The 22,241-nt window shown below is 47.1% G+C and carries 24 protein-coding genes and 1 riboswitch; of the genes, 19 read left to right on the top strand and 5 right to left on the bottom strand.

What is annotated here, in order from left to right:
• Positions 1-5: 5 nt before the first annotated feature.
• The 3 genes from alr to ACMXYW_RS11660 all read right to left on the bottom strand — a co-directional run bounded on the left by alr (position 6) and on the right by ACMXYW_RS11660 (position 2,849).
• The gene (gene alr / locus ACMXYW_RS11670) at positions 6-1,082 is read right to left on the bottom strand and encodes an alanine racemase (protein ID WP_415904172.1); all 1,077 of its coding nucleotides are present in this window, start codon (positions 1,080-1,082) and stop codon (positions 6-8) included.
• 44 nt (positions 1,083-1,126) lie between these two features.
• Complete coding sequence (locus tag ACMXYW_RS11665; protein ID WP_415901701.1) at positions 1,127-1,507, bottom strand: Rid family detoxifying hydrolase; 381 nt, start codon at positions 1,505-1,507, stop codon at positions 1,127-1,129.
• Between the two features lie 85 nt (positions 1,508-1,592).
• The gene (locus ACMXYW_RS11660) at positions 1,593-2,849 is read right to left on the bottom strand and encodes a D-amino acid dehydrogenase (RefSeq protein WP_415883855.1); all 1,257 of its coding nucleotides are present in this window, start codon (positions 2,847-2,849) and stop codon (positions 1,593-1,595) included.
• Positions 2,850-2,989: 140 nt separating this feature from the next.
• Between ACMXYW_RS11660 and ACMXYW_RS11655 the strand changes: the two genes are divergently transcribed.
• From ACMXYW_RS11655 to ACMXYW_RS11645, 3 genes are all read left to right on the top strand, one after another.
• Positions 2,990-3,484, top strand: a complete 495-nt coding sequence (locus ACMXYW_RS11655; protein ID WP_415883856.1) for an Lrp/AsnC ligand binding domain-containing protein — start codon at positions 2,990-2,992, stop codon at positions 3,482-3,484.
• A gap of 500 nt (positions 3,485-3,984) precedes the next feature.
• Positions 3,985-5,358: an alanine/glycine:cation symporter family protein gene (locus tag ACMXYW_RS11650; RefSeq protein ID WP_415884641.1), complete on the top strand. Its 1,374-nt coding sequence runs from the start codon at positions 3,985-3,987 to the stop codon at positions 5,356-5,358.
• A gap of 124 nt (positions 5,359-5,482) precedes the next feature.
• Positions 5,483-5,704, top strand: coding sequence for a hypothetical protein (locus ACMXYW_RS11645; protein ID WP_415883857.1), 222 nt, complete (start codon positions 5,483-5,485; stop codon positions 5,702-5,704).
• 57 nt (positions 5,705-5,761) lie between these two features.
• Here the strand turns inward: ACMXYW_RS11645 and ACMXYW_RS11640 are convergent, their stop codons facing one another.
• Together ACMXYW_RS11640 and ACMXYW_RS11635 are read right to left on the bottom strand one after the other, a co-directional pair.
• The gene (locus ACMXYW_RS11640; protein ID WP_415898833.1) at positions 5,762-6,172 is read right to left on the bottom strand and encodes an STAS/SEC14 domain-containing protein; all 411 of its coding nucleotides are present in this window, start codon (positions 6,170-6,172) and stop codon (positions 5,762-5,764) included.
• Between the two features lie 50 nt (positions 6,173-6,222).
• The gene (locus tag ACMXYW_RS11635) at positions 6,223-6,918 is read right to left on the bottom strand and encodes a hypothetical protein (RefSeq protein ID WP_415904171.1); all 696 of its coding nucleotides are present in this window, start codon (positions 6,916-6,918) and stop codon (positions 6,223-6,225) included.
• 187 nt (positions 6,919-7,105) lie between these two features.
• A riboswitch (cobalamin riboswitch) is annotated at positions 7,106-7,329 on the top strand.
• 93 nt (positions 7,330-7,422) lie between these two features.
• Here ACMXYW_RS11635 and ACMXYW_RS11630 point away from each other — a divergent pair.
• The 16 genes from ACMXYW_RS11630 (at position 7,423) to cobJ (ending at position 22,198) form a co-directional block, all read left to right on the top strand.
• Entirely contained in the window at positions 7,423-8,223 is an 801-nt protein-coding gene (locus ACMXYW_RS11630; RefSeq protein WP_415893796.1) for a DUF4198 domain-containing protein, read from the top strand.
• A gap of 15 nt (positions 8,224-8,238) precedes the next feature.
• Positions 8,239-8,859 (top strand): cobalt transporter CbiM, encoded by a 621-nt coding sequence (gene cbiM, locus ACMXYW_RS11625; RefSeq protein ID WP_415904170.1) that lies wholly within the window; start codon positions 8,239-8,241, stop codon positions 8,857-8,859.
• Positions 8,852-9,454 carry a hypothetical protein gene (locus ACMXYW_RS11620; RefSeq protein ID WP_415904169.1) on the top strand — a complete coding sequence of 201 codons (603 nt, stop codon included), beginning with the start codon at positions 8,852-8,854 and terminating at the stop codon, positions 9,452-9,454. Before cbiM ends, ACMXYW_RS11620 begins: the two co-directional genes overlap by 8 nt.
• A complete protein-coding gene (gene cbiQ / locus ACMXYW_RS11615; RefSeq protein ID WP_415885345.1) occupies positions 9,438-10,220 on the top strand; it encodes a cobalt ECF transporter T component CbiQ in 783 nt (260 codons plus the stop codon). Before ACMXYW_RS11620 ends, cbiQ begins: the two co-directional genes overlap by 17 nt.
• A complete protein-coding gene (locus tag ACMXYW_RS11610; protein WP_415904168.1) occupies positions 10,217-10,909 on the top strand; it encodes an energy-coupling factor ABC transporter ATP-binding protein in 693 nt (230 codons plus the stop codon). Before cbiQ ends, ACMXYW_RS11610 begins: the two co-directional genes overlap by 4 nt.
• Positions 10,909-12,288: an MFS transporter gene (locus ACMXYW_RS11605; protein WP_415904167.1), complete on the top strand. Its 1,380-nt coding sequence runs from the start codon at positions 10,909-10,911 to the stop codon at positions 12,286-12,288. The genes ACMXYW_RS11610 and ACMXYW_RS11605 overlap by 1 nt, the downstream gene beginning before the upstream one ends.
• 80 nt (positions 12,289-12,368) lie before the next feature.
• Positions 12,369-14,036, top strand: a complete 1,668-nt coding sequence (locus ACMXYW_RS11600) for an ATP-binding protein (protein WP_415904166.1) — start codon at positions 12,369-12,371, stop codon at positions 14,034-14,036.
• Positions 14,037-14,045: 9 nt separating this feature from the next.
• Positions 14,046-14,633: a cob(I)yrinic acid a,c-diamide adenosyltransferase gene (gene cobO, locus ACMXYW_RS11595; RefSeq protein ID WP_415894889.1), complete on the top strand. Its 588-nt coding sequence runs from the start codon at positions 14,046-14,048 to the stop codon at positions 14,631-14,633.
• Positions 14,633-15,964 (top strand): cobyrinate a,c-diamide synthase, encoded by a 1,332-nt coding sequence (locus ACMXYW_RS11590; RefSeq protein ID WP_415904165.1) that lies wholly within the window; start codon positions 14,633-14,635, stop codon positions 15,962-15,964. Before cobO ends, ACMXYW_RS11590 begins: the two co-directional genes overlap by 1 nt.
• 2 nt (positions 15,965-15,966) lie before the next feature.
• Positions 15,967-17,124 carry a cobalt-precorrin-5B (C(1))-methyltransferase gene (locus tag ACMXYW_RS11585; protein WP_415904164.1) on the top strand — a complete coding sequence of 386 codons (1,158 nt, stop codon included), beginning with the start codon at positions 15,967-15,969 and terminating at the stop codon, positions 17,122-17,124.
• On the top strand, positions 17,121-17,891 hold the full coding sequence (locus ACMXYW_RS11580) for a precorrin-6A/cobalt-precorrin-6A reductase (RefSeq protein ID WP_415904163.1): 771 nt from the start codon (positions 17,121-17,123) through the stop codon (positions 17,889-17,891). Before ACMXYW_RS11585 ends, ACMXYW_RS11580 begins: the two co-directional genes overlap by 4 nt.
• An 18-nt stretch (positions 17,892-17,909) precedes the next feature.
• Entirely contained in the window at positions 17,910-18,551 is a 642-nt protein-coding gene (locus ACMXYW_RS11575; protein WP_415904162.1) for a precorrin-8X methylmutase, read from the top strand.
• Positions 18,551-19,813, top strand: coding sequence for a precorrin-6y C5,15-methyltransferase (decarboxylating) subunit CbiE (cbiE, locus tag ACMXYW_RS11570; protein ID WP_415904161.1), 1,263 nt, complete (start codon positions 18,551-18,553; stop codon positions 19,811-19,813). Before ACMXYW_RS11575 ends, cbiE begins: the two co-directional genes overlap by 1 nt.
• Complete coding sequence (gene cobI, locus ACMXYW_RS11565; RefSeq protein WP_415904160.1) at positions 19,810-20,535, top strand: precorrin-2 C(20)-methyltransferase; 726 nt, start codon at positions 19,810-19,812, stop codon at positions 20,533-20,535. Before cbiE ends, cobI begins: the two co-directional genes overlap by 4 nt.
• Before the next feature lie 109 nt (positions 20,536-20,644).
• Positions 20,645-21,403 (top strand): cobalt-precorrin 5A hydrolase, encoded by a 759-nt coding sequence (locus ACMXYW_RS11560; RefSeq protein WP_415904159.1) that lies wholly within the window; start codon positions 20,645-20,647, stop codon positions 21,401-21,403.
• An 18-nt stretch (positions 21,404-21,421) separates the two neighbouring features.
• The gene (gene cobJ, locus ACMXYW_RS11555; RefSeq protein ID WP_415890638.1) at positions 21,422-22,198 is read left to right on the top strand and encodes a precorrin-3B C(17)-methyltransferase; all 777 of its coding nucleotides are present in this window, start codon (positions 21,422-21,424) and stop codon (positions 22,196-22,198) included.
• Positions 22,199-22,241: the final 43 nt, after the last annotated feature.

Here is a 22,241-nt window from a genome sequence, read left to right as displayed (position 1 = left end):
TGTTCTCAAATATATTTCTTATGTACGCGGCGGGTAATGCCGGTAAATAGGGTGTAAGGGATAGTATCGCTGCACTTGGCTATATCAGTCGCAGGAAGGTTTTCTCCCCACAGTTCCACATGGCTGCCGACATTAGCCGTCGGGATATCTGTCAGATCTACTGCCAGCATATCCATCGAAACGCGACCAACGATTTGCGTTTTATGTCCATCGACTAAAACTGGTGTGCCACTTTTAGCATGCCGCGGATAACCATCGGCATAACCGATCGCAACTGTGCCGATCTTACTTGGGCGGCTGCATCTCCAGGTTTGGCTGTAGCCAACGGGTTCGCCCACCTCAAGCTCACGCACTGCGATCACTTCAGAGCTTAGGGTCATCGCTGGTTGCAGTTGATCGGCCAGTGGTTGTGACTCAGCAAATGGCGTTGCGCCGTACAGCATAATGCCGGGACGCTGCCAATCTCTGCGGGCATCTTCATGTGCGAGCGTGCCTGCAGAGTTTGCTAAGCTAACCGCTGCATCGAGAGTTGCGGCTACTGCATCAAAGCGTTGGATCTGTTCATTGGTGGCTGAAAGCTCAGGTTCGTCAGCAGATGAGAAGTGGCTCATCAGAACTACCTCTTTGACCTGATCTAGCTGAGACAGTTTTTCAAACGCAGCAGCGTAATCTTCTGGCTTCACACCTAAGCGGTGCATGCCACTATCCATTTTTAGCCAAGCGCTAATAGGTTTATCTATGTCAGCTTTAGCCAGAATATCGATCTGTTCCACGCTATGAATAGCGCACCATAGCTCTTTATCAGAGATATAGTTCAGTTCATCGGCTGAGAAGAAGCCTTCTAATAGAAGGATTGGTTTGTTGATGCCCGCTTCGCGAAGCTCTACTGCTTCTTCAATACATGCAACACCAAAACCATCGGCTTCATCTTCTAGGGCCTGTGCAACTTTAACTGCGCCGTGACCGTAGGCATCAGCCTTGATAATGGCTAACGCTCCTTGATCGGGGGCGGCAGATTTAGCTAAGCGATAGTTATGTCGAATAGCATCTAAGTTAATGGTTGCTGTGGCTGCTCTAGCCATACTCACTCCGGACTGTTGGTTCAGATAGTTTCGTTTGGTTGGTTTTATACAACCATAACAGCTTCAATTTCTATGTCAGCGTCTTTTGGTAACGCTTTTACTGCATAAGCTGCGCGAGCAGGATAAGGGGCTTCAAAGTATTTCGCCATGATTTCATTAACTTGCGCGAAATATTCTAGGTCGGAAAGCAAAACAGTGATCTTTACGAAGTCGTTTAAGTTACCGCCAGCAGCCTCTGCAACAGCTTTAAGGTTTTCGAAAACTTGAACCGCTTGGCTTTCAAATGAATCAGTTACCATCTCCATTGTTGCTGGGTTCAACGGGATCTGGCCAGAGATATAAACAGTGTTGCCTGCTTTTACTGCTTGTGAATAAGTGCCAATCGCAGCAGGTGCTTTGTCTGTGGAAACTGTAACTTTCTGCATGATTTTATTCCTGTAATAAAAAGGAGATACCGGACAGTGGGAGCAGCCGGTTCTCCGAAAATAGTTGTTATAGGGTGATAAGTATTTAGGCGTAGCGCGCTAGCGATAGGCCTTCTTTGTCAATATCTGGAGCGGTGTTGCTGATGATGTCAGACACGTATTTGCCCGAGCCTAGCGACATGGTCCAGCCTAGTGTACCGTGACCCGTATTAAGGAATAGGTTCTCAAATTGAGTCTCACCTAAAATTGGTGTGCCGTCCGGTGTCATTGGACGTAAGCCCGTCCAGAACTCAGCATTCTCTGTGCAACCGCCGCCAGGGAAGAGATCGTTAACAACGAACTCAACATTAGCTTTACGCTTCTCTTCCAGCTCCTTGTTATAGGACGCGATCTCGGCAGTACCGCCAACACGAATACGATCATCAAAACGTGTCACCGCAACTTTATAAGTCTCATCCATCACTGTAGATGTTGGTGCTTTGCTTTCATCAATAATCGGCAGTGTTAGTGAGTAGCCTTTAATTGGGTAAACAGGTACTTTTAGACCGATCTTAGAAAGTACAGGGGTAGAATAGCTACCTAGTGCAACAAGATAAGAATCGGCTGTCATGGTGCCGCGCGAAGTGGAAACGCTTACGACCTGATCGCCTTCAGTGTTTATATTCAGAATGTCGGTTTTCATAATGAATTCGACACCCATCTTTTTACACTCATCAGCCAAGGCGTTGGTGAACTTGAAGCAATCGCCTGTTTCATCACCTGGTAAGCGAAGGCCACCTACGATTTTTTCCTTAACATTCGCGAGGGCAGGTTCATATTCGATACAGCCATCGCGATCTAAGCTTTGGAAATCTACGCCGCTCTCTTCTAGAACAGAGATATCTTTCTGGGCATCTTGCATCTGTTTATCTGTTCTAAACACTTGCAAGGTACCTTTAGTGCGCTGGTCGTAGTCTATATTTAATTCATTGCGCAGATCGATAAAGCAATCACGGCTGTATTCAGCTAGGCGAACCATGCGGGCTTTATTAGTGTGGTAAGCGCTTTCTGTGCAGTTAGATAACATTTTGGTCATCCACGCGAGAGTTTGCGTATCAACGTCGCGTCCGCTGATCATAAATGGCGCTAAATCTTGCATTAGCCACTTAACAGCTTTTAGGGGAATACCGGGTCCGGCCCAAGGAGCAGAGTAACCAGGAGAGATCTGGCCAGCGTTGGCGTAGCTTGTTTCTAACGCGACATCGACCTGTCGATCGATTATAGTTACCTTATGGCCAGCCTTGGCTAAATACCAAGCGCTCGTTACGCCAACCACTCCTGCACCTAAAACCAGTACCTGCATAATGTGACCTCATTTTCGTATTTTTTATGTTAATGAGAAAACACTAGTTTATTTGGTTTTTGCCAGTGTAAGGCGCTAAAGTTTGGCTATAATACAGAATAATAACCTGCATATTTTACTTTCATAGTGGATATCAATGCATGACAAATAGTAAGAAGCGTACGCTAGATCGCTTAGATGTAAGCATTTTGCGTACTTTGCAAAACGATGGGCGAATTAGTTACGTTGATCTTGCAGAGAAAGTCGGCTTAAGTTCGACGCCCTGCATAGAGCGTGTGAAGCGATTGGAAAAAGAAGGGTATATAGAAGGATACTATGCCCGCTTAAACCCACAGTTGCTTGAATACAATATGTTGGTATTTGTAGAGATATCTCTCTCTTATCAAACACCAGATGCATTCCAGACGTTTAATAAGGCGGTTGAACAGCTGCCTTATATATTGGAGTGCCACCTAGTTTCGGGTGATGCAGACTACCTTCTAAAGGCGCGTATTAATGACATGTCTGAATACCGTGCTTTATTGGGTGATATGCTTTTGACTCTTCCAGGAGTTAAGAACTCTAAGAGTTATATCGTGATGGAAGAGGTAAGAGAAACACTGGAGCTGCCTATTAAGTTTAATGTTAATCGGTAAGTTGAGTTTTTCGTAACCCTCTATAGAAGGTGCAAAATCAGGGCTCTGATTTGCACCTTTTTTCTTCTTGTTTCTCGGGCTTTATGGCCTCAATAATCCTATCTACCTCTTAAATAGTTTATTTCACTGCTAATTTAGAAATTCGTAGCTGATACCACTGTTTATTTTTTTAATTCAAAGCCATTTTCTGGCTTATTTAGCATATCGTAATGCGCAATTCTATTCGTAGCAAAGAGGTGGGGGCTGCTGGGCTACTTACCCTTGGCAGGATAAGGTTGTTTGATATATAGCCAGATGTTCAGGCATCCCCTCTATGTCAAAGAGCCAGGCGAGCACACTAAGCCCCGTCTCGCTACGAAGAGAAAAAGAGCAGATTGCTGTGTTTAAGATGTGGCTGAAACCTTTAGGGTTAAACCCTTAGGAATTAGCTATCTGAAAATTAAAAAATAACAGAGCAGTTATTTTTCCCTCGAAGAAAAAAACAATATAGAGGAATCATAATGGAAGCATTGACCGGATTTATAAGTGCGGTTAACGGCATCGTTTGGGGTCCAATGATGCTGGTACTAATTTTAGGTGTAGGTTTATTCCTGCAGCTAGGTTTGAGACTAATGCCAATTTTAAAATTGGGCACTGGTTTTAAATTAATGTGGAGCGGCCGAAATACGGCTGAGTCCGAAAAAGGCTCCGGTGAAATCTCACCTTTCCAAGCCTTGATGACAGCAATGTCTGCAACGGTAGGTACTGGTAATATTGCCGGTGTTGCTACGGCTGTATTTCTAGGTGGCCCAGGTGCTCTGTTCTGGATGTGGTGTACTGCGCTAGTAGGTATGGCGACTAAGTTCTCTGAGGCTGTGTTAGCGGTTAAATACCGTGAGGTTGATGAGAATGGCAACCACGTTGGTGGTCCAATGTACTACATCAAAAATGGCCTAGGTAAAAAATGGGCGTGGATGGGTACGACTTTCGCTGTTTTCGGTACGATCGCAGGCTTCGGTATTGGTAACACAGTTCAATCTAACTCGGTTGCTGATGTTCTAGAAGCAAACTTCCAGATGCCAGCATGGGTGACAGGTGTAATCCTGATGGTGCTCACTGCAGCTGTATTGCTAGGTGGTATTAAGCGTATCGGTGCGGTTGCGGGTGCTTTGGTACCTTTGATGGCAATCAGTTACCTTGTTGCAGGTCTAGTTGTTCTAACAATTAACGTTGATGCGATCCCTGCTGCTCTAGATCTTATCTTTACTTATGCATTTACTGAACACGCTGCTGAAGGTGGTTTCGCTGGTGCTGCTGTTTGGGCTGCGATCCAGTTCGGTGTGGCGCGTGGTGTATTCTCTAACGAAGCAGGTCTTGGTTCTGCTCCGATTGCTCACGCAGCATCTCAAACTAAGGATCCAGTTCGTCAGGGTCTTATCGCAATGCTAGGTACATTCCTGGATACAATCATCATCTGTTCTATTACTGGTTTGGTTATCATCACTTCAGGTGTATGGACTGACGGTGTATCAGGCGCAGCACTAACATCTGCCGCTTTCGCTGATGCGTTACCGGGTGTAGGTAACTACATTGTTGCTATCTCTCTAGCGATCTTTGCTTTCACAACTATTCTAGGTTGGAGTGTTTATGGCGAGCGTTGTGCTGAATACCTATTTGGTGTGAAAGTAATTATGCCTTTCCGCATCCTATGGATCATCGCTGTGCCTGTAGGCACGATGATCAGCTTGGATTTCGTATGGCTACTTGCGGATACACTAAACGCAATGATGGCTATTCCAAACTTGATTGCTCTGGCGCTGTTGAGCCCAGTTGTATTCAAGTTGACTCGCGAATACTTTGAAGCACAAGTCGCTTCATCGTTAGAAACAAAATAAGTCAGGCTCTTTATTTTGTAACTAAAAAGACCGGGCATTGCCCGGTCTTTTGCTTTATAGCGTTTGGCTTTTGCCTTATGGGCGTATACTGTGTGAGTAGTTCTATGTAGTAAGTGAGGCCAAGATGGAAAAGAAAGACGGTAAAACCATATATAAAATTATAAAAGCCTCTGGATTAGACGATGCCAAACCTCAAGCTGAGGTAGCGCCTGATACCCAAGTGATCGAAATAGATTTAGAAGAGGTGTTTCTGTACGGGAATCTGGACTTTGTCGATATGCCGCAAGAGCTGCGCGATGCCCTGTATTCGCAAATGGTTTCTAGTGGCATGCTGACGGTGCACTAGTTCTTAAGCTTAAAAAAGGGCCGTTATGAGATGGCCCTTATTGTTCAAGCTGCTTCGTTATCCGCCGAAAGGGTAAAGTGTTTCTTCTTCCTCATCGTCTTCATCTTCATCGTTAATCCAACGAAGTGCTTCAAGTAGTTGAGTCATTCTATAGTGGCGCATTTCACCTTGGGTTAGCAGGTCGCCTACCTTAGTCATCCATTCGGTCCATTTAGGATCACCAACGATTGCTATACGGTAAAAATCATTGGCGTGTTCCGAGCCGAATTTTAGATCTTCCCATAATGCACCGGCTTCAAAGCCTGAAAAATCTGGAGCAAAAGTGATCAGCAGGCGAACTTCAGGGTGGGTGTTCTTTACATGCTCAAACAGCGGTAGGAATGTTTCTGTGTAATCGCTTGCTGTCAGAGTATCATTCGCTTGCAGGACGATGATGTCGCCTGTTGTTTCAGGAAGTACATAGAGCATGGAAGATGCCTTATCCAGATCAAAAAAACGGATTATAAAGGCAAATAGGGCTAGAAGGTAACTCCAAGCCCAATTGTGATTATAGTGTCGAAATCATCTTCCTGAAGGTCGTAAGGAAGTTCTAGCAGGGTATGTAGGGTTAAGTTTTTAGAAAGAGGGTGATCGTAGCCGATAATAGGGAGTACCTCTTCGAATTCAAAATCCTTAATCGAATCATCGCTACTATATAGACGCATTGTTGGGGCTTCTAACTCCAGGTTGAGTTTGCCTTCGCCTAGGTTTCGGCTCCATTTAAGTGTGGGTTCGATCTCAATCTCATAGATATCAAAATCACCATCGAGGTAGTAATCGATCTCCAGTTCAAACCCTGCCTTTAAGCCATTATCAAGCGTGGTGTAGAACATGGGAGTGAGCTCGGCGCTATTGGTGTCACTATCTATAGCACGGTCAAATTCATGAACTAGTTTAAAAATGCTGCTTTCATTTAACTGCCATGTGTATTCAACCTGCCAAGTTAGATTTTGACCATTATCCAGCCCATTCCTTGGAACATATACGTACTCTAGGTAAGTACCAAAATTGCCTTCACTGAATTGCAGTAAAGGTTTGTAAGCATAGTGGCCACTTTGTGCTTCGGGTTGGTACTCGCTAGAAAAACTGGCGTACCAGTCAGCTTGTGTTTGTAAAGATAAGGAAGTAATCAAAGCGGCTAGAGCAATGAGAGAGAAGGGTTTATGCGCAAACATATTTTGGAGCCCTCTTTAATGCTTGGAGTTCTTGTTTTTAGTTCCGAAAAGAAGGTGCTTAATCCCTAGTGTAGTTGGGATTTAAATATTTACGTTATTCATGACCACTGGAATAGAACTCAATTGCAAATAAGGGGTATGGCGGGTAGAGTTGTGCGCTTATTAGGTCGTACATTTGTACAGGCTGAAATTGATGCCCAAATGAGGTCACGGGTAGCGATTTTGATAGCCCGGGAAGTTGGTGAGCTTATGAGCCAGGATTCAATAGCGATCCCAACACTGCCCCCGCAACGGTAAATTGGTTATATCAGCTTTTATGCCACTGTATCTTGGATATGGGAAGGTAAGTTGATTGAAGGTTAATTTCTTCGCTGATGAGTCCGGATACCAGCCTAATAGTTGTTTACCGTGGTGTTGCGGAGGGCTTCACCGAGTAATTGTTTGGTTTGTCTAAACATACTTATCCTCCCAACTCCGACAATATTTTATGTTGGAGATTTTTTTGTGCTTAAAAAATTAGCGTTTTCAGTAGCAGCAGGCGCTGCGCTCTATTCTTCTATTGCATCAGCTCACTTTCAAATGGTTTATACGCCAGAATTACTGCGTGAGCGTGGTGGTCAGATCAACCTAAAAATGCCATTTACCCACCCTGCGGAAAGTGGCCATGTGATGCAGGTTGAAGCGCCTGAACAGTTCTATGTAATCAAAAAAGGTAAGAAAACAGAGTTGCTAGATTCTGTTAAACCATCTCAGTGGACCAGCGCTGATAATACCGGTACCTCTTTCGAAGCTGATGTGAAGCTACGCGGTCTAGGTGACTACGTATTTGTTCATCAAATGGCACCTTATTTTGAAGAATCTGAAGATATCTATATTCAGCAGATCACGAAGTCCATCGTGAACGTCGGCAGCTTGCCAACAGATTGGAATGAAGATTTTGGTTTGAAGGCCGAGATTGTTCCTTTGACTAAGCCTTACGCGATCTATGAAGGCGGTACGTTTACCGGCGTTGTTAAAAGTGAAGGTAAGCCAGTTCCATTCGCCGAGATTGAAGTGGAATACGTAAACTATGAGCCTGATATGAAAGCTAACGCTTTCGCAAAAGAGGCTAATATGGAAGTTCCAGCTGACGCATTTATCACACAAACAATCTTTGCTGACGCGAACGGTACCTTTACTTTTGGTATCCCTAAAGCGGGCCAGTGGGGTTTCTGTGCCTTGGGTGTTGGCTCTGATAAAGAGCATAAAGGCAAAGAGCTATCCCAAGATGCTGTAATTTGGGTTCAGGCTCACTCAGTTAAATAATTTAGGTATACCAAGATGCACATTGTAGATGGCGCTTTGTCGGGTTCGGTATTAGCAACAGGTGCTGCTTTGACAGTAGCTGGGGTAGGCTTAGGCTTGAAGAAGATGGATTATGATCATCTTCCTCAGGTAGGCGTACTTTCAGCCGCCTTTTTTATCGCTTCTTATATCCACCTGCCTATTGGTTTATCCAGTGTGCATCTTATCCTGAACGGATTGATCGGCTTAGCGCTTGGCTGGGCCGCTTTCCCTGCGCTATTAGTTGCCCTGTTTCTACAGGCGGTGTTCTTTGGTTTCGGTGGATTCCTCGTCTTAGGGGTGAACGCAGTCAATATCGCGTTACCTGCGGTGCTGGTGTATTACCTCTGCCGGCATGGAATTGGTTCGCAGTCACCTAAAGTGGCAGCAACGTGGGGCGCTATTGGTGGCGCAGGTTCGATTGTTATAACTACTATCATGGTGGCATTTTCGTTAATGCTTTCGGGCGAGGCTTTCTTGCTCGCAGCTAAAGCGACCTTTGTTGCGCATATTCCGGTCATGATTGTAGAGGGCTTTGTCACTGCGGCAGCTGTGTTGCTGATTCGTAAGGTGAAGCCTGAATTCTTTGGTCTCGATGAGGAACGCGCTTATGGCTAAGTTATTAGCGCCACTTATATTCCTATTTGCCCTGATTTCTTCAGGGGCGCATGCCCATAATGTTGTCGGTGGTGTTTATGCTATTGGGAACACGATTGAAGGTGAAGTAGGTTTCTCTAATGGTGATATGGCTCAAGAAGGTACAGAAATTATCGTATCTGATGCGGCCGGTAATGAACTCGGTAAGACTGTAACTGATGCTGATGGTTTGTTTGTATTTTCGGCTCAGCAGCGAATTGATCACTATTTCTTTGCCAATCTAAGTGCAGGTCATGTGCTTGAAATCTCGCTACCAGCTGATGAACTGCCTGATAGTTTACCCGGCGGTAATGTCGCAGTGAGTGCTTCGGGCAATAGTGGTGAAACTCCACAGTTTAATGGTGATCAAGCAGCACTGCAGGCGATGATCGAAAAAACGGTAGCAAAACAGGTTAAACCATTGCGTCAGGAATTGGCTGCCTATAAAGAGAAAGCAGGTCTTCAAGATGTGATGGGTGGTATCGGTTATATCTTTGGACTTTGCGGCTTAGGTATCTGGTGGCGCCAACGTCAGAAAGAGAAACAGCAGGAAAAGGAACATGCCTCAGTTTCTTGAGCATAGCGGCACCTCATGGAAGGGGCAGAAGGTTAAGCACGATCAATCGTTGATTGATCGCCTTGACCCGCGCATGCGCGTTATCTTAGTGACGCTGTTTGCGTTTGCGACAGTGCTTTCACACAACTTTTTTGTTTTAACTACAGCCGTTATCGCTGGTTTTATGTTGGCGGTGCTAGCACAGTTAAATGTTAAACGTACCCTTCGTCGTGTGATCGCGATGGATATGTTTATGATCTTTTTGATCATCCTGCTGCCATTTACCACTCCCGGAGAAACCTGGTTTACCTTGTTTGGTTTATCGGCGAGTAAAGAGGGTTTTTTTCATGCCCTAATGATCCTTTTGAAAGCCCATGCCGTGGTATTGGCGTTGCTTGCTTTAGTAGGCACGATCAGTGCTACCACGCTTGGGCATGCATTAGCGCATCTTCGGGTACCCGATAAACTTGTACACCTTATGTTGTTCACGGTGCGCTATCTTGAAGTGATCGGGCAGGAGTACAAAAGGATGCGCAGAGCCATGCAAGCCCGCGCCTTTGTGCTTCGTACCGATATGCATACATGGCGTTCGATTGGTTATCTAATTGGCATGTTGCTCGTGCATTCGTTAGAGCGTTCAGAGCGGATTATGGATGCAATGAAGTGCCGTGGTTACAAAGGCCAGTTTTACCTGTTTGATGATATGCGCTTGGGCAGTGAAGATTACCGTTTCTTAGCGGTGTTTGTGCCTTTCCTTTGCATTCTAACCGGATTGAATTTCTTATGAGTGAACAAAACGCACTAATTAAAGTAACCGGTTTAAGTTATCGCTATCCACGTCGTGGAGTGGTGTTAGATAACGTCGATTTTGCCCTTCATGCAGGCGAAAGGGTCGCATTAACTGGCCCAAATGGTGCGGGTAAAACTACCTTGCTGCATCTATTGTTGGGCTTAAAGAAAGCTAAAGCCGGAGAGATCTGGGCCTTTGGCGAAACTCGCAGCGAAGAAAAGCAATTCATCGATGTACGCGCGCGCGCGGGCTTCCTATTTCAAGATCCTGATGACCAGTTGTTCTGCCCAACGGTTTTGGAAGATGTAGCATTCGGTCCACTCAACCTTGGCAAAAGCCGTGAAGAAGCGTTGAAGATTGCGAGCGATACTTTAGCTTCGTTAGGTATGGAAGGCTTTGAGGAGCGTATCACTCATCAGTTGTCTGGTGGTGAAAAACGTATGATTACTCTGGCTTCGGTATTAGCCATGGAGCCTGAAGTGCTTCTGCTGGATGAGCCGAGTAATGCTTTAGATACGGAAGCGCGTCAAAGGCTGATCGATACGCTGCTAGGTTTACCGCAAGCGATGATCATCATCTCTCATGATTCAGATTTTATTGTCCAACTGGCTACGCGTGAAGTCCGCCTGGAAGAGGCGAAACTTAAAGCTGTTACCGTTGCTGAGCCGCAGTTGGAAAGCGCTTAATGGAAATTTTTCAGCCCCTTAGTAATCCTGCGTTTCGTTGGCTTTTTCTTGGCCAATTAGTTTCGCTGGTGGGTACAGGGCTGACTACGGTTGCTTTGGCACTGTTGGCGTTTGATCTAAATCCTAGTGATGCTGGCTGGGTCTTAGGTGTAGCCCTAGCAATCAAAATGGTCGCTTATCTTTGTGTGGCGCCCGTTGTGGGTGGTTATGCCAGTCAGTTACCACGAAAGAGATGGTTAGCAGGGTTGAATATTGGCCGAGCGGCGCTGGTGGCATTAATGCCGTTCTGTCAGGAAGCGTGGCAGCTGTTTCTGTTGATGTTTCTGCTAAATGCGATGGCCGCAGGTTACACCCCGGTCTATCAGGCGTTATTGCCCGATGTATTGCCCGATGAAAAAGAATATACCCGAGCGCTATCTTTATCGCGCTTAGCGATGGAGATGGAAAGCTTATTAAGCCCTGCACTAGCGGCTTTCTTATTAGTATTTACTAGCTATGCCTTGTTGTTCGAGTTGAATGCAGTTGGTTTTGTTATCGCTGCATTGTTCCTACTACTAGCGGTTGTTCCAGCAAATACAGTGAGCGATCGCAGCGGTGGGGTTTGGAAAAAGGTTAGCTTTGGGGTGCGTAGTTATCTTAAAACGCCGCGCTTACAGGCGGTGTTGTTGCTCAATCTAGCGCTTTCCGCTGCTGGTGCGATGATCATCGTAAACACAGTTGTTTATGTGCGTGCGGTGTTGGGTTTATCCGAAGAGCAGGTGCCTTTGCTGATGCTATCAGCAGGCGTAGGCTCAATGATAGCGGCGTTTATATTGCCTAAACTGCTTGAGAGTGTTCATGATCGCCCGGTAATGTTTATTGGAGCTGGGTTGTTGGTTGTTGCTCTGTTGGCAGGGCTAAGCGGTCCAGGGTATTGGGGATTATTTCCAATCTGGTTTGTGATTGGTGTCGGTACAAGTTTGATCCTGATTCCAACAGGGCGAGTAGTTAGAAACTCCTGCCAAGAGAGTGATCGAAACGATTACTTCTCAGCGAATTTCGCCCTGACTCACGGTATGTGGTTGTTAGGTTATCTGCTTGCAGGATGGCTAGGTAGTCGGTTGGGTATGGACGGTGCTTTTCTTGGTTTAGCTTTATTGGCAGCGCTAGCGCTGGTTGCAGCGATGTTGGTTTGGAAGAAAGATGATCAGCATGACTTATGGCATGAGCATCCAGAGATGGATCATCTTCATCCACATGTACATGATGAACATCATCAGCATGAACACGAAGGATGGGAGGGGCCGGAGCCGCATGTGCATCCCCATTATCATCCGAAGCAGAAGCATAAACACAAGTTCGTCATAGATGAACATCATGCCCACTGGCCTAAGCAGTAGTCAGATGCGAGTGGCTAGCAGCTAGATTGTAGTCGCTAGAGTGTAGTTGCTAGATTTAGAGACATTTAATAGGTAGCAGAATGAGTAAGCCTCATTTTCCATTTACAGCAGTATGCGGGCAGGCGCAGTTTAAGCTTGCTTTGATACTTACAGCGATCAACCCAGCTATCGGTGGGGTGGTGATCAGTGGGCCACGTGGTAGTGCTAAGTCTACGCTAGCGCGCGGTATGGCGGATCTTTTGCCCGATCACCTTCAAGCGGAAGGGGATGATCTAGTCGCGGCTGAGTTCGTGACGCTGCCGTTAGGTGCTAGCGAAGAGATGCTGTTGGGTACGCTGGATCTGGAGCAAGTACTGAACGATAAGAAGATTCAGTTCAGCCCTGGTCTACTGAGCAAAGCCCATGGTGGGGTGCTCTATGTGGATGAGGTGAACCTGCTACCTGATAACCTCGTTGATCTATTGTTAGATGTTTCTACCTCTGGCATTAACCGCGTAGAGCGTGATGGCATAAGCCATAGCCACCGCTCTGAGTTTCTATTGGTTGGCACAATGAACCCAGATGAGGGGGAGTTGCGCCCACAGTTGCATGATCGCTTTGGCTTTTCGGTAAACCTAAGTAACCAGTATGCGCCCCTTGAGCGGGTCGAGATTGTAAAGCGTCGTGAGCAGTTTGATCGCAACCCTGAAGCCTTTATTGCCGAATATGCTGTACAACAAACTGAACTGGTTGGTCAGATTTTAGCGGCTCGTGAAAAGCTGCAAGCTGTTACTTGTTCTGATGAGCTGCGTTTAGATATTGCTGAGCGATGTGCTCAAGCACAGGTTGATGGACTACGTGCTGATATCGTGTGGTATCGAGCAGCGTTAACCCATGCTGCACTTAATCAGCAAGCGGCAGTGACAAAACTAAATATCGATGCAGTGGAAGAGTTAGTTTTAGCGCATCGCCGTAAGGTTTCGCCTGAGCAGATTCCTCCACAGCAACCGCCATCACCGCCTCAGCAAGATCAGCAAGGCTTTAAACGCCCGGACGATAGTCATCGACAACAGTCCGGTGAAGGTGAGTGGGGTGCTATGAAGCCGCAGCAACAGAAGACGGCTGAGAAAACGGCAATAGAGCTTCCTGATCTGATGACTCACAACCACGAGAAGCAGGGCATTAAGCAAACATCAGAACTGAGCAGTCGTCCTGACTGGTTTAAGACTTTAATGAGCAGCCTGCCTAACTGGCCACCAAAGGCGCTGCAGTTTAAGAAGCAGGGCAAGAGTTCAGATCGTTTACATCTGGTCTTGTTAGATACTTCAGCTTCTACGCTACAAGCGCAGGGCTTTGCTTATGCAAAAGCTGCTGTATTGCAGATCTCAGAGAATGCGTATTTGAATCGTGAACAGATCGCTCTGTTTGGATTTGGTAATACCGAGGTTAAAAACTTGCTTTCTAGAATTAGGGCACCGAAAGAGCTGCGGAGTTGGTTAGATCAACTCGGTGCCGGTGGTGGCACACCTATGCGCGAAGCTTTTGTTGAAGCGCGAACTTATCTACAGCAGCTGCGCAAACAACAGCCAGAGCTTGATGTTGCAATCTATGTTTTAAGCGATGGTCGCAGCAGTAGCTCTTTAAATGGCATTGATTTAGGTGGCGATTTGATTTGGATCGATACCGAACTCAGCCAAGTGAAACGCGGCAAAGGCCGTCGTTTCGCCAATGAATTAAATGCAACTTACCTATCTTTATCTGGAGCATAAGAACCCGATATGAAAACGCATCAGGAACGCATGGCGAAAAAGAAAGAGGTGATCGATAAGCGTATCGCCCAAGCCACTGAAGAGCGCGGTGTACTTATCCTGCTAAAAGGTAACGGTAAAGGTAAGAGTAGCTCTGCGTTTGGCACTATGGCACGTTGTGTCGGTCATGGTAAAAAAGCGGCGGTTATCCAGTTTGTGAAAGGTCGTACTGAGACCGGCGAATATAAGCTGTTCCGTGATCATGAGCTGATCGACTGGAATGTCATGGGTCATGGCTTTACCTGGGAAACGCAGGATAAAACTCAAGATATTGAGGCGGCCAAAAAAGCTTGGGCCCTAGCCGAGCAATACCTTAAAGATGATAGCTATGAAATGCTGGTATTTGATGAGTTGAGCTATATGTTCAAATACAAATACCTGCCGTTAGAGCCGGTTATCGAAGCTTTACAGAATCGCCCGAAGAACCAGAACGTCATGATTACCGGTCGTGTAATGCCTGAAGGTCTAGAAGAGATCGCTGATACGATCAGCAGTATTCGTGATGAACGCCATGCATTCCGTCTTGGAGTCAAAGCTCAGGCTGGGATCGAATACTAATGGCTGAACAGCAATCTGTACTTTGCCCCGCGCTGTTTCTAACAGCACCAAGCTCGGGTGAAGGTAAAACCACGATCACAGCAGCACTGGCACGTTATTTCCGTGATCAGGGCAAAGTGGTTCGTGTCTTCAAAACCGGCCCTGATTATCTGGATCCGCAGATCTTAGCGCAGGCGAGTGGTCAGGATGTCGAGCAGTTAGATCTATGGATGGCTGGCGAAAACTACTGCCAACAAAAGCTCTATGAAGCAGCAAAAACAGCCGATCTGATTCTGGTTGAAGGCGCTATGGGCATGTTTGATGGTGAACCTTCCAGTGCAGACTTAGCCGCGCGTTTTAATATCCCTGTTGCCATCGTTATGAATGTAAAAGGGATGGCTCAGACTGCTGCAGCAATTGCGATGGGTTTAGCTAACTATCGTTCTGATATTTCGGTTGCAGGTCTTATTGCCAATAACTGTGGCACAGAGCGCCATGCTCAACTGATTCGTGCTGCACTGCCTGAATCTTTACCTCTGCTAGCTACATTGGCGCGTGATCCAGAGGTTGCTTTACCGGAACGTCATTTAGGTTTAGTACAGGCTGCGGAAGTTTACGACGAGCTAGAACAGCGTTTTGGTTTCGGTGCCGAGTGGATCAAAGGTCCGTTAGAGACAGTCAATCAGATTACTAGCTTGCCTGAGCCAGTAGAGTTTTTTAGTGCAGAGTTGCCAGAGGTTGAACCGCTACTTGAAGGTAAGCGTATAGCGATCGCTAAGGATGAAGCGTTTAGTTTTATCTACGATGCCAATCTACGTTTACTAGAGCAGATGGGAGCAGAGCTTAATTTCTTCTCACCTCTGCATGATACGCAACTACCCGATGCCGATAGCTTATGGTTACCGGGTGGATATCCTGAACTGCATGCACAGGCGCTATCGGACAACCAAATCATGCAGGCGCAGATCCGTGAGTTCCACTCAGCAGATAAACCGATTTTGGCTGAGTGTGGCGGCTTCCTCTACTGCCTTGAAGATCTTACCGATCTAGAAGATAACTGCCGCCCAATGGCTGGAATAATGAAAGGCCATGGTGCAATGCGCGGTAAACGGGGTTGCCAAGGTATGCAGACCGCGATGCTACCTGAAGGTGAAGTTCAGGCGCATGCTCATCACCGTTCGCGTAGTTCTGATACACCGGAGCCGGTAGGACATGGTCGTCGTCAGCGTCATCCTGCACCGGGCGAAGCGATCTACCGAGAGAAAGGGCTGACCGCGAGTTATCTGCATCTATTTTTTGCGTCTAACCCTGAAGCGATCGCCGCAATTTTTAGTGGCAATTTGGAAAGTTAAGCATGTGGCCTGAGAGTAGCGAAAATCAACAGCCTGAGTTGCGCAGCGGTTTAACCACCGGTTGCTGTGCAACTGCGTGTTGTGTGGCTGCTTCACAGGCCTTGTTGGCAGGTAAACAGCCAGGAAATGTAGAAGTGTTGCTACCTCGGGGGCAGTTGGTAGAGCTGGAGATCATCGCTTATCAACCGCTAGAACATGAGCAGGGTATTCGCACCGCAACCATTAAAGATGCCGGTGATGATCCTGATGTCACACATGGTGCCACTGTGTTTGTCGAACTACGGCTGATGAAAGAACCGGGTGTGGTATTTAAACCCGCCGCTGGCGTAGGCACAGTGACGCGTGAAGGTTTAGTGCTCGACGTTGGTGAGCCAGCGATTAATCCTGTACCACGCAAGATGATGGCCGAGCATCTAAAAAAAGCCGCTGATGTTTATGGCTACGAAGGCGGTTTTGAGGTTGCTGTGGGCGTGGAAAAGGGGGAACAGATTGCCCTTAAAACCATGAATCCACGCCTTGGGATTATCGGTGGTTTATCGATTTTAGGGACAACCGGCATTGTCCGCCCATACTCGTGTGCCGCGTATATCGCATCGATCCGCCAAGGGGTGGATGTTGCCAAAGCCAATGGAACTAAACACTTGGCAGCAACGACCGGCAGTACTAGCGAAGCTGCGATCAAAGCGCACTACAACTTGGATGATATAGCCCTGATTGAGATGGGCGACTTTGTTGGCGCTTTACTTAAGCATCTACGCAAAGAGCCAGTAGCAAAACTCAGTATTTGCGGTGGTTTTGGCAAGATGACCAAACTGGCGAACGGTCATATGGATCTGAATAGCCGTAGTTCGAGCATCGATTTTCAACATATGGCGATGTTGGCTGAGATGTTGGGTGCTAATGCGCCGTTGTTGGAGAAGATCCACAACGCTAATACCAGTATGGAAGTACTAAAGCTGTGTCAGGAAGCCGAGATTGACATAGCACAAGCGGTTTGCACCCAAGCGTTGCTGGTTGCAGAAGAGGTTGTGCTTAAAACTCAACCTCAAGTAGAGATCGAAGTGTGGGCCACGGATCGAAAAGGCAACTTTGTGGGGCATGCTCAAGGTAAAGCTTCTAATCGAGATACATCGGGTAGCCTGAATGGAGATCAGCAGTGAATATCCTGATTCTCGGGGGCACCTCAGATGCACGCAAAGTGGTTAAAGGCCTAGATCAGCAAGGACTATTAGGTGATAACCGCGTGATCTATAGCGTAGCCGGGTTGGTGAGAATTCCGCAGCTACCTTGCGAAGTGATCTCAGGTGGTTTTAGCCAATATGGTGGATTGGTGACTTATCTAAAAGAGGAGCAGATTGGTCTTCTTCTAGATGTGACCCATCCCTTTGCGGAAACAATGAGTAGTACAGCGGTGAATGCTGCCAAGCTGCTTGGAATTGAATGCTGGCGTTTCCACCGCGAAGCTTGGCAAGCGCAGCAGGGCGATAAGTGGCGTAGCTTTGCTGATATGCAATCACTGGTTGCGGCAGCAGAAAACTATAAGTCGGTGCTTTTAACGGCGGGTCAGTTATCCCAAGCGGTGATCGATCAGTTTGGCGTTTATGCACAACGTAGTGGTCAGACTCAGGTGTTCCGCACAGCTGCACCTGCGCAAGCTGAATTACCGCAAAGCATGCAATGGTTAAAAGCGATTGGGCCGTTTAATCATCAGGATGAAAAGGCGCTGTTAGCGCATCATCAGATTGATCTGCTGATCAGTAAAAACAGTGGCGGGGCAGCAACAGAAGCGAAGTTGAGTGCTGCCAGAGAGCTGGGCGTAGATGTGTTTATGTTAGAGCGCCCAGAGCTACCAGAAGCGGATCGGATATTCCGAGAGATAGACGGCTGTGTAGAAGCCGTCAGAACACTAGTTAACGAGTCTAGATGATAGTAGGTAAGAAACAGCGTGGCGTTTGAGTACGAAATTAATCCACAGGCGATAGAGAAAGATAGCTTTCGACAGATTCGCGAGCTAACTGAGCTAAGCCATTTCGACCGTGAGCAACAGCAGGTTGTGATGCGTATTGTGCACAGCTTAGGTATGCCGGAGTTAGCGGAACAGGTGCGCTTCAGTAAAAATGCTTGTGAAGCAGGTATGGCTGCGCTGTCCCAGGAGTGTGAAATTCTCTGTGATGTGGAGATGGTACGTCAGGGGATCACCAAACGTATGATCGAGCGTTTACCTAGCTGTTATCTGAATGATCCACGTACTGCAGAACTGGCAAAACAAACGGGTGAAACTCGTTCTATGGCTGCGGTAGAGCTATGGCGTGATTCTTTGGCCGGTAGTGTCGTGGTGATTGGCAATGCGCCTACTGCATTGTTTCGTTTGTTAGAAATGATCGAACAGGGCGCAGATAAACCGACGTTGATTATCGGTATGCCGGTGGGTTTTGTCGGTGCTGCTGAGTCCAAACAAGCATTGTGGGATGTTCACGAACAACTAGGTATTGAGTGTATAACGCTGCTCGGCCGTCAGGGCGGTAGTGCTGTATCAGCCGCGAGCTGTAATGCGCTACTGCGCTGTAATCGTGGGGAATTTTACTGATGATCCACGTAGTTGGTTTAGGTGTTTCTCATCTGGCTGAGCTCTCTTCGGATGCGCAGCAGGCTTTAGCACAGGTTGATCTGGTGATTGGTTCTGAGCGTCAGTTGGCGACTATCAAAGAGTTGATGCCATCAGATAAAACTACCACAGAACTACCAAAACTAGCTGAACTTAAAACACTGGTTGAGGGCGTTATTGCTGAAGACAAATCAGTGATGATTCTCGCCTCCGGTGACCCACTGTTTTATGGCATCGGTCGCTGGTTTAGCCGCTATTTTTCCCAGTCAGATTTGAGATTCTATCCAGCGGTTTCGAGCTTACAGATGGCTTGCCACCGTTTGGGTCTGGCCCTGCAGGACCTAGAAGTATTAAGCCTGCACGGTCGTCCGGTCGAAAAGCTGAAAACACGTTTACGCCAGAATCAGTCGTTGCTGATCCTGACGGACAGTAAAAGTTATCCTCAGGTGCTTGCTCAACACTGCATCGATTCAGGTTTTCCACAAGCGCAGCTGACCGTATTGGAAACGCTAGGTTATCCAGACGAGCGGATTCGTAGTTTCTCTGCATCGGAGTTACTGGAAGCAGATTATGAGTTTGATCCACTGCATCTGACCCTTATCGAGCCGGGTTCAAACCAAGGTTACCTACCTGAGTTTCCGGGTATTCCTGATCAGCACTTTATTACTGATACAGATAAACCGGGTAAAGGGATGATCAGTAAACGCGAGGTCAGACTTACGATTCTCTCGTTGATGCAGTTAAGCCGTGATGATCAGGTTTGGGATATAGGTGCTGGCTGCGGTGGGGTAGCGGTTGAGCTTGCTTATTGGCAGCCGTTAGCGACAGTACAAGCGATAGAGCATCACCCAGATCGCCTAAGTTGTTTAGAAGCGAATCGCCAGCGTTTTGGCGTGGTCAGCAATCTTAAAATTGTTGCAGGGCGCGCGCCTGAAGCATTGGAAGGGTTAGTCTCTCCAAACAAAGTGTTTATTGGTGGTAGCGATGGTGAATTGCCACAGTTGCTTGCCGAAATATGGGCCTTACTTCCTAAAGATGGTGTGCTGGTGGCGAGTGCGGTCACTGAAAATACCAAACAGCTACTGATGCAGTTCTGGCAAGAACGCTCGTTAGCTGAAGATAGCCAATTGGAAACCAACCAAGTGGCCGTCAGTCGTGGTGAAACCTTAGCTGGTCAGTTGATGTATCGACCGAATTTACCGGTTAATTTGTTTAAGTTTGTAAAAATTGGAGCTTCGGTATGAATCTGGTGAAAGGCCGTTTTATTGGTGTCGGTGTTGGCCCAGGCGATCCCGAGCTGCTTACTGTGAAAGCGTGGCGTCTGATTCAGACGGCAGATGTGATCAGTTACCTAGTGAATGACAAAGGTGAATCACAAGCGAAGAATATCGCTTCCGATGCAATCTATTCAGCGACGACAGCGCAATCGGGTATTCCGATCTATATGCCGATGTCGACGGATCGCAACAAAGCGAATGAGGCTTATGATCAAGGTGCGGCGGCCATTGCTGAACAGCTAGAGCAGGGCTTGGATGTGATCTTCCTATGTGAAGGTGACCCACTGTTCTTTGGCTCATTCAGTTATCTACTGGAACGTTTACAAGATCGCTTTACCTGCGAAGTTGTGCCGGGCATAACCTCGGTAAATGCTGCCGCAGCCACTCTGGTTCACCCACTCACCATGCTGAAAGAGATGTTTTGTGTAGTGAGCGGTCGCCATACTGATGAACAGATTCTTGCCGCACTTAAGCAGAATGATTCGCTGGTGATTATGAAAGCGGGTCAGGCGCGCCCTCGTTTACTTAAATTACTGGCTGAGAGCGGACGCACTGAAGATGCTCAGTATCTGGAATATATCGGCCGTGATAATCAACGGATTGTGAACGATATCAGTGAGCTGGAAGCGGAAGCGGGCCCTTACTTTTCGTTGTTTGTGATTACCCGTAGTCAGAGGAATAGCCGATGAATTATCTAGCCGATACGGCATCGCCCACAGGGTGGGCTCCTACAAGTTCATTGGATGCTAATGTAGGAGGCCAGCCCCTGGCCGAGACTTGGCTAGTCGGTTTTTCGTTATGACAAAGATTATTGCGCTGACTGAAGCGGGCAAAAGCCTCGCTGAGCGTCTCAGGTCCTTGATTGAAGCGGAAGTGGCGTATAAACCGCAACCTTTTGCGGAGCAAGTTCAGGGCTTTTTTAAAAATGGTGATCGACTGATCTTTATCTGTGCCACTGGCATTGTTATGCGCAGTTTAGCGCCGGTGCTACAGGATAAATATCAAGACCCGCCTGTACTAGTGATCGATGAACAAGGGCAGTTTGTAATTCCGCTGTTATCAGGTCACGAAGGGGGCGCTAATAACTGGGCTTTAGAAGTCTCTAAGTTGTTAAATGCGCAGCCGGTGATTACCACAGCTAACGGCTACCTAAATCCAGTTTATAGCGTGGGCATGGGCTGCGAACGTGGCTGCCCTGTGGATGAATTAGAACGGTTGTTGCTGGAATGTCTGCAACAGTCGGGCTTGAGCTTAGATCAGGTCAGTTCTATCAGCAGCATTGATATTAAAGCAGACGAGGTTGGCTTAATTGAGTTGGCTAAAAAACTCGATAAGCCTTATCAGACTTGGGATAAAAACCAGTTATCTGAGATGGAACCTTTACTGAGTACTCGATCTGAGTATGTGTTCAACACTGTCGGTGTTTATGGCGTAGCTGAATCAGCAGCCTTATTGAGTGCCAAGCAGCAGACTGGGCAACAGCCTGAGCTGGTCTTGAATAAACAGAAAACGAAGAAAGCTACCTGTGCAATTGCCAGAAGCTATTCAGGCAAATAGCCGAAGAAAGAGAATTTAATGTCAAAACTATTTGTAGTGGGCACAGGCCCTGGTGATGCGCAGCTTGTGGCGCCAAAAGCTTTGGAAGCGATCAAAGCAAGCTCCGATCTAGTGGCGTACGGTCTTTATCTAGATCTGTTGGGCGATGTTTGTGATAACAAACAGCACCATGATCTGCCTTTAGGCGAAGAGATCGGTCGCGCGCGTTTAGCTTTAGATCTGGCGGCAAGCGGTAAAACAACCGCACTGATCTCCAGTGGCGATATCGGTATCTATGCCATGGCGACATTGGTATTTGAGCTGCTGGATCAACAGCTACAGGGCAAAGAAGATCATCCTGAATGGCTAGATGTAGATATCGAAGTGATCCCAGGTATCTCGGCAATGCAGGCGGGTGCCAGCCGTGTTGGTGCAATGTTGGGCCATGACTTCTGTACGGTATCGCTTTCTGATCTGTTAACCCCTTGGGAAACGATCGAGAAACGTATTCACAGTGCGGGTACGGGGGATTTTGTAATCTCTTTCTACAACCCCGTATCTAAAAAGCGCGATTGGCAGCTGAATCATGCCCGCGACATCTTGCTGCAGTATCGCCCTGCGGAAACGCCCGTGCTACTAGGCCGTCAGTTAACTCGTGAAGATGAATCGATCCGTATTATTACCTTAGGTGAGCTGGATGCTAAAGATGTGGATATGTTCACTCTGGTAAGCGTAGGTAACAGCGAATCTCGCCATATCGTCAATGGCTCAAAAGAGTGGGTCTACACGCCGCGCGGTTACTCAAAGAAATTATAGGTTTGTATGTGATCTATTTCCCTCTGACTTCGTTAAAAGCGTA

Origin of the sequence: Neptuniibacter sp. QD48_55, assembly GCF_047778115.1 — a bacterium.
Taxonomy (GTDB): domain Bacteria; phylum Pseudomonadota; class Gammaproteobacteria; order Pseudomonadales; family Balneatricaceae; genus Neptuniibacter.
This window is presented reverse-complemented; position numbering and strand designations above follow the sequence as displayed.

Excerpts from the sequence above, each read along its gene's own strand:
- alr (WP_415904172.1), bottom strand. The coding sequence starts at position 1,082 with ATGGCTAGAGCAGCCACAGCAACCATTAACTTAGATGCTATTCGACAT.
- ACMXYW_RS11665 (WP_415901701.1), bottom strand. The coding sequence starts at position 1,507 with ATGCAGAAAGTTACAGTTTCCACAGACAAAGCACCTGCTGCGATTGGC.
- ACMXYW_RS11660 (WP_415883855.1), bottom strand. The coding sequence starts at position 2,849 with ATGCAGGTACTGGTTTTAGGTGCAGGAGTGGTTGGCGTAACGAGCGCT.
- ACMXYW_RS11655 (WP_415883856.1), top strand. The coding sequence starts at position 2,990 with ATGACAAATAGTAAGAAGCGTACGCTAGATCGCTTAGATGTAAGCATT.
- ACMXYW_RS11650 (WP_415884641.1), top strand. The coding sequence starts at position 3,985 with ATGGAAGCATTGACCGGATTTATAAGTGCGGTTAACGGCATCGTTTGG.
- ACMXYW_RS11645 (WP_415883857.1), top strand. The coding sequence starts at position 5,483 with ATGGAAAAGAAAGACGGTAAAACCATATATAAAATTATAAAAGCCTCT.
- ACMXYW_RS11640 (WP_415898833.1), bottom strand. The coding sequence starts at position 6,172 with ATGCTCTATGTACTTCCTGAAACAACAGGCGACATCATCGTCCTGCAA.
- ACMXYW_RS11635 (WP_415904171.1), bottom strand. The coding sequence starts at position 6,918 with ATGTTTGCGCATAAACCCTTCTCTCTCATTGCTCTAGCCGCTTTGATT.
- cbiM (WP_415904170.1), top strand. The coding sequence starts at position 8,239 with ATGCACATTGTAGATGGCGCTTTGTCGGGTTCGGTATTAGCAACAGGT.
- ACMXYW_RS11620 (WP_415904169.1), top strand. The coding sequence starts at position 8,852 with ATGGCTAAGTTATTAGCGCCACTTATATTCCTATTTGCCCTGATTTCT.
- cbiQ (WP_415885345.1), top strand. The coding sequence starts at position 9,438 with ATGCCTCAGTTTCTTGAGCATAGCGGCACCTCATGGAAGGGGCAGAAG.
- ACMXYW_RS11610 (WP_415904168.1), top strand. The coding sequence starts at position 10,217 with ATGAGTGAACAAAACGCACTAATTAAAGTAACCGGTTTAAGTTATCGC.
- ACMXYW_RS11605 (WP_415904167.1), top strand. The coding sequence starts at position 10,909 with ATGGAAATTTTTCAGCCCCTTAGTAATCCTGCGTTTCGTTGGCTTTTT.
- ACMXYW_RS11600 (WP_415904166.1), top strand. The coding sequence starts at position 12,369 with ATGAGTAAGCCTCATTTTCCATTTACAGCAGTATGCGGGCAGGCGCAG.
- cobO (WP_415894889.1), top strand. The coding sequence starts at position 14,046 with ATGAAAACGCATCAGGAACGCATGGCGAAAAAGAAAGAGGTGATCGAT.
- ACMXYW_RS11590 (WP_415904165.1), top strand. The coding sequence starts at position 14,633 with ATGGCTGAACAGCAATCTGTACTTTGCCCCGCGCTGTTTCTAACAGCA.
- ACMXYW_RS11585 (WP_415904164.1), top strand. The coding sequence starts at position 15,967 with ATGTGGCCTGAGAGTAGCGAAAATCAACAGCCTGAGTTGCGCAGCGGT.
- cbiE (WP_415904161.1), top strand. The coding sequence starts at position 18,551 with ATGATCCACGTAGTTGGTTTAGGTGTTTCTCATCTGGCTGAGCTCTCT.
- cobI (WP_415904160.1), top strand. The coding sequence starts at position 19,810 with ATGAATCTGGTGAAAGGCCGTTTTATTGGTGTCGGTGTTGGCCCAGGC.
- ACMXYW_RS11560 (WP_415904159.1), top strand. The coding sequence starts at position 20,645 with ATGACAAAGATTATTGCGCTGACTGAAGCGGGCAAAAGCCTCGCTGAG.
- cobJ (WP_415890638.1), top strand. The coding sequence starts at position 21,422 with ATGTCAAAACTATTTGTAGTGGGCACAGGCCCTGGTGATGCGCAGCTT.